The organism is Micromonospora sp. MH33, assembly GCF_003013775.1.
Classification (GTDB): domain Bacteria; phylum Actinomycetota; class Actinomycetes; order Mycobacteriales; family Micromonosporaceae; genus Micromonospora; species Micromonospora fulviviridis.
On the sequence record NZ_MUYZ01000486.1, the window covers coordinates 1 to 3,153 of the forward strand.

Below are 3,153 nucleotides of genomic sequence, written 5' to 3' on the forward strand. Positions count from 1 at the left end.
CGCCGCCGACCACCACCACGACCAGGGCGCCGGTGGCCGCGCCGGAGGTGACCCCGAGGACGTCCGGGCTGCCCAGCGGGTTGCGGGTCAGGGACTGGAACACCGCGCCGGCCAGGCCGAGGGCGGCGCCGACCGCCAGGGCGGTGACGAGCCGGGGCAGCCGCAGCTCGGTGACGATGAACCGGTCGGCGGGGCTGCCCCCGCCCGCGAGGACGCGCAGCACGTCGGCCGGGGCGATCGGGTAGTCGCCGGCGCCGACGGCCAGCACGGCCAGGGCGAGGGCGAGCAGCGTGCCGGCCAGGCCGACGACGAGGGCGCGGGGCCGCAGGCGCAGCGACAGCCCGCCGGGAAGGCGCAGCACGATCACAGCCGGCCCACCCGTCCGTGCCGGACCAGGTGCAGGAAGAGGGGACCGCCGAGCACGGCGGTGACCAGTCCCACCTGGAGCTCGCCGGGGCGGCCCAGCACCCGGCCGGCCACGTCGGCGGTGAGCAGCAGCACCGGCGCGAACACCGCGCACCAGGGCAGCAGCCGGCGCGGGTCCGGCCCGGTGAGGGCGCGGACCAGGTGCGGGGCGAGTAGCCCCACGAAGACGATCGGTCCGCAGGCGGCGGTGGCCGCCCCGCAGAGCAGCGTGACGGCGACGACCACCGCGCCCCGGACCAGGCCGGGCCGGGCGCCGAGCGCCCGTGCGGAGTCGTCGCCGAGGGCCAGGGCGGCCAGCGGGCGGGTCACCAGCACGGCGATCAGCAGTCCGGTCAGGACGAACGGCAGCAGGCTGGGCAGGGTGTCGGTGCGGGCGCCGGCCAGCGAGCCGACGGTCCAGAACCGCAGCCGTTCCAGCGAGGTGCTGTCGACCAGCATGACCGCGCTGACGTAGGAGAACAGGGCCGCGTTGAGCGCCGCCCCGGCCAGGGCGAGCCGGGCCGGGGTGGCCTGCCGGCCGCCGGCGATGGTGTGCACGGCGACGGTGACCCCGGCGGCGCCGAGCAGCGCGTACCAGACCTGGTGGTCGAGGTCGGCGACGCCGAGCAGCACGGTGGCGGTGGCCACCGCGGCCGAGGCCCCCGCGTTGATGCCGAGCAGGCCGGGGTCGGCGAGCGGGTTGCGGGTCAACGTCTGCATGGCCGCCCCGGCGACACCGAGCGCCGCGCCGGCGGCGAGACCGAGCAGCGTGCGGGGCAGCCGCCCCTGGTGCACCACGGCGTACTCGGGGGAGGCCGGGTCGGTGAGGCCGTGCCACACCTCAGTGAGGGAGAGGGGCTTGGCGCCGAGGACGAGGCTGAGCACGGCCACCGCGGCGAGCAGGAGCACGCCGAGGGCGAGCCCGCCGGCCCGGAGCCGGCGGCGCCGGACGGTCGCCGGGGCGGGGACGGCGCCGATTCGGGGTGGGGTGATGACGGACAGCGTGGACTCCGGGGGCGGGAAGGACCTTGACAGCGAGTTAGGTTAGGTTAGCCTAACCTCGCTGTCCATGGTCATTCGCAGACCCGTACCGAAAGACTTCGCCATGCCCGATGCCCTGTCCCACCGCCGGCTCTCCCGCCGCGGCCTCCTCGCTGCCGCCGGCGCCGCCGGCCTCGGCGCCCTGCTCGCCGGCTGCGGCAAGGACGGCGGCGACGCCGCCGCCACCAGCGCGGGCCCGACCGGCGGCCCCTGGTCGTTCACCGACGACCGGCAGCAGAAGGTCGACGCCGCCGCCCGGCCCACCCGGATCGTCGCCTTCACCGGGGTGGCCGCCGCCCTGGTCGACTTCGGACTCGATGAGCAGATCGTCGGCGTGTTCGGCGAGACGAAGAAGGCCGACGGCAGCAAGGAGCCGCAGGCCGGCGACCTCGACGTCCAGCAGGTCGAGATCCTCGGCAACGCCTGGGGCGAGTTCAACCTGGAGAAGTACGCCGGCCTTCGCCCCGAGCTGCTGGTCACCCACATGTACGACCCGGGCGCGCTCTGGTACGTCCCGGACGAGAGCAAGGCGAAGATCCTGCCGCTGGCCCCCAGCGTCGCGATCACCACGGCCCGCGTGCCCATGACCCGCCCGATCGAGCGGTACGCCGAACTCGCCGGCTCCCTCGGCGCCGACCTCACCGCGAAGAAGGTCACCGACGCGAAGGCCCGGTTCACCGCCGCCGCCGAGGCGGTGCGCCAGGCGGTCAGGGCGAACCCCGGGATCAAGGTGATGGCCGCCTCCGGCAGCCCCGACCTGTTCTACGTCTCCAACCCCAAGGTCAGCACCGACCTGATGTACTTCGCCGAACTCGGCGTCGACCTGGTGGTGCCGACCAAGCTCGAGCAGGGCGACTACTTCGAGGCGCTGAGCTGGGAGAACACCGGCAAGTTCCCGGCCGACCTGATCCTGCTCGACAACCGCCCCACCGCCCTGGCGCCGAAGGACCTCGCCGCCAAGCCCACCTGGGCGCAGCTGCCCGCGGTCAAGGCCGACCAGGTCACCCCGTGGGACGCGGTGCCCCGCTTCTCGTACGCCGGCGCCGCCCCGCTGCTGGAGAACCTGGCCACCGCCATCCGGGGCGCGAAGAAGGTCACCGCGTGACCACCGCCGTCGCCCTGCGGTACCGGTTCTACGCCGCCCGGGTGTCCGCCACCCGGGCGGTGGGCGACTGCCTGGTCCGGGTCACCTTCGGCGGCGACGACCTCGGCGAGTTCGCCGGCGGCGGCCGGGACCAGAGCGTCTCGGTCTTCCTGCCGCACCCCGGCCAGGACGCCCCGGTCGTCCCGGTCGGGGCGGGGGAGGACTGGTACGCGGCGTGGCGGGCCCTGGACCCGTCGGTGCGGGCGGTGATGCGCTCGTACACCATCCGGGCGCAGCGGCCCGAGCGGGGCGAGCTGGACATCGACTTCGTCCGGCACGGCGACACCGGCCCGGCCACCCGCTGGGCCGGCCGGGCCCGCCCGGGCGATCGGGTGCTGCTGCTCGGGCCGGCCGTGCCCGACGAGCGCACCGTGCGCTTCCAGCCGCCCACCGGCGCCGACGCCGTGCTGCTGGTCGCCGACGAGACGGCGCTCCCGGCCGTCGGCGGGATCCTCGACTGGCTGCCCGCCGGCACCCCGGTCCGGGCCTTCGTCGAGGTCCCCACGGCCGGCGACATCCAGCCGCTGCCCACCGCCGCCCGCGCCGAGGTGACCTGGCTGGTC

The 3,153-nt window shown here is 75.8% G+C and carries 4 protein-coding genes; 2 read left to right on the plus strand and 2 right to left on the minus strand.

Annotation, left to right across the window (positions count from 1 at the left end):
* The coding region (locus B0E53_RS34775) for an iron chelate uptake ABC transporter family permease subunit (protein ID WP_146167909.1) at positions 1–367 on the minus strand (367 nt) is incomplete at its 3' end.
* On the minus strand, positions 364–1,314 hold the full coding sequence (locus tag B0E53_RS34780; protein WP_348639690.1) for an iron chelate uptake ABC transporter family permease subunit: 951 nt from the start codon (positions 1,312–1,314) through the stop codon (positions 364–366). The genes B0E53_RS34780 and B0E53_RS34775, both read right to left, overlap by 4 nt.
* Before the next feature lie 196 nt (positions 1,315–1,510).
* Here B0E53_RS34780 and B0E53_RS34785 point away from each other — a divergent pair, with 196 nt between their 5' ends.
* Both B0E53_RS34785 and B0E53_RS34790 read left to right on the plus strand, forming a co-directional pair.
* On the plus strand, positions 1,511–2,551 hold the full coding sequence (locus tag B0E53_RS34785) for an ABC transporter substrate-binding protein (RefSeq protein WP_107079758.1): 1,041 nt from the start codon (positions 1,511–1,513) through the stop codon (positions 2,549–2,551).
* A partial coding sequence (locus tag B0E53_RS34790) for a siderophore-interacting protein (RefSeq protein WP_107079759.1) occupies positions 2,548–3,153 on the plus strand: 606 nt, incomplete at its 3' end. The genes B0E53_RS34785 and B0E53_RS34790, both read left to right, overlap by 4 nt.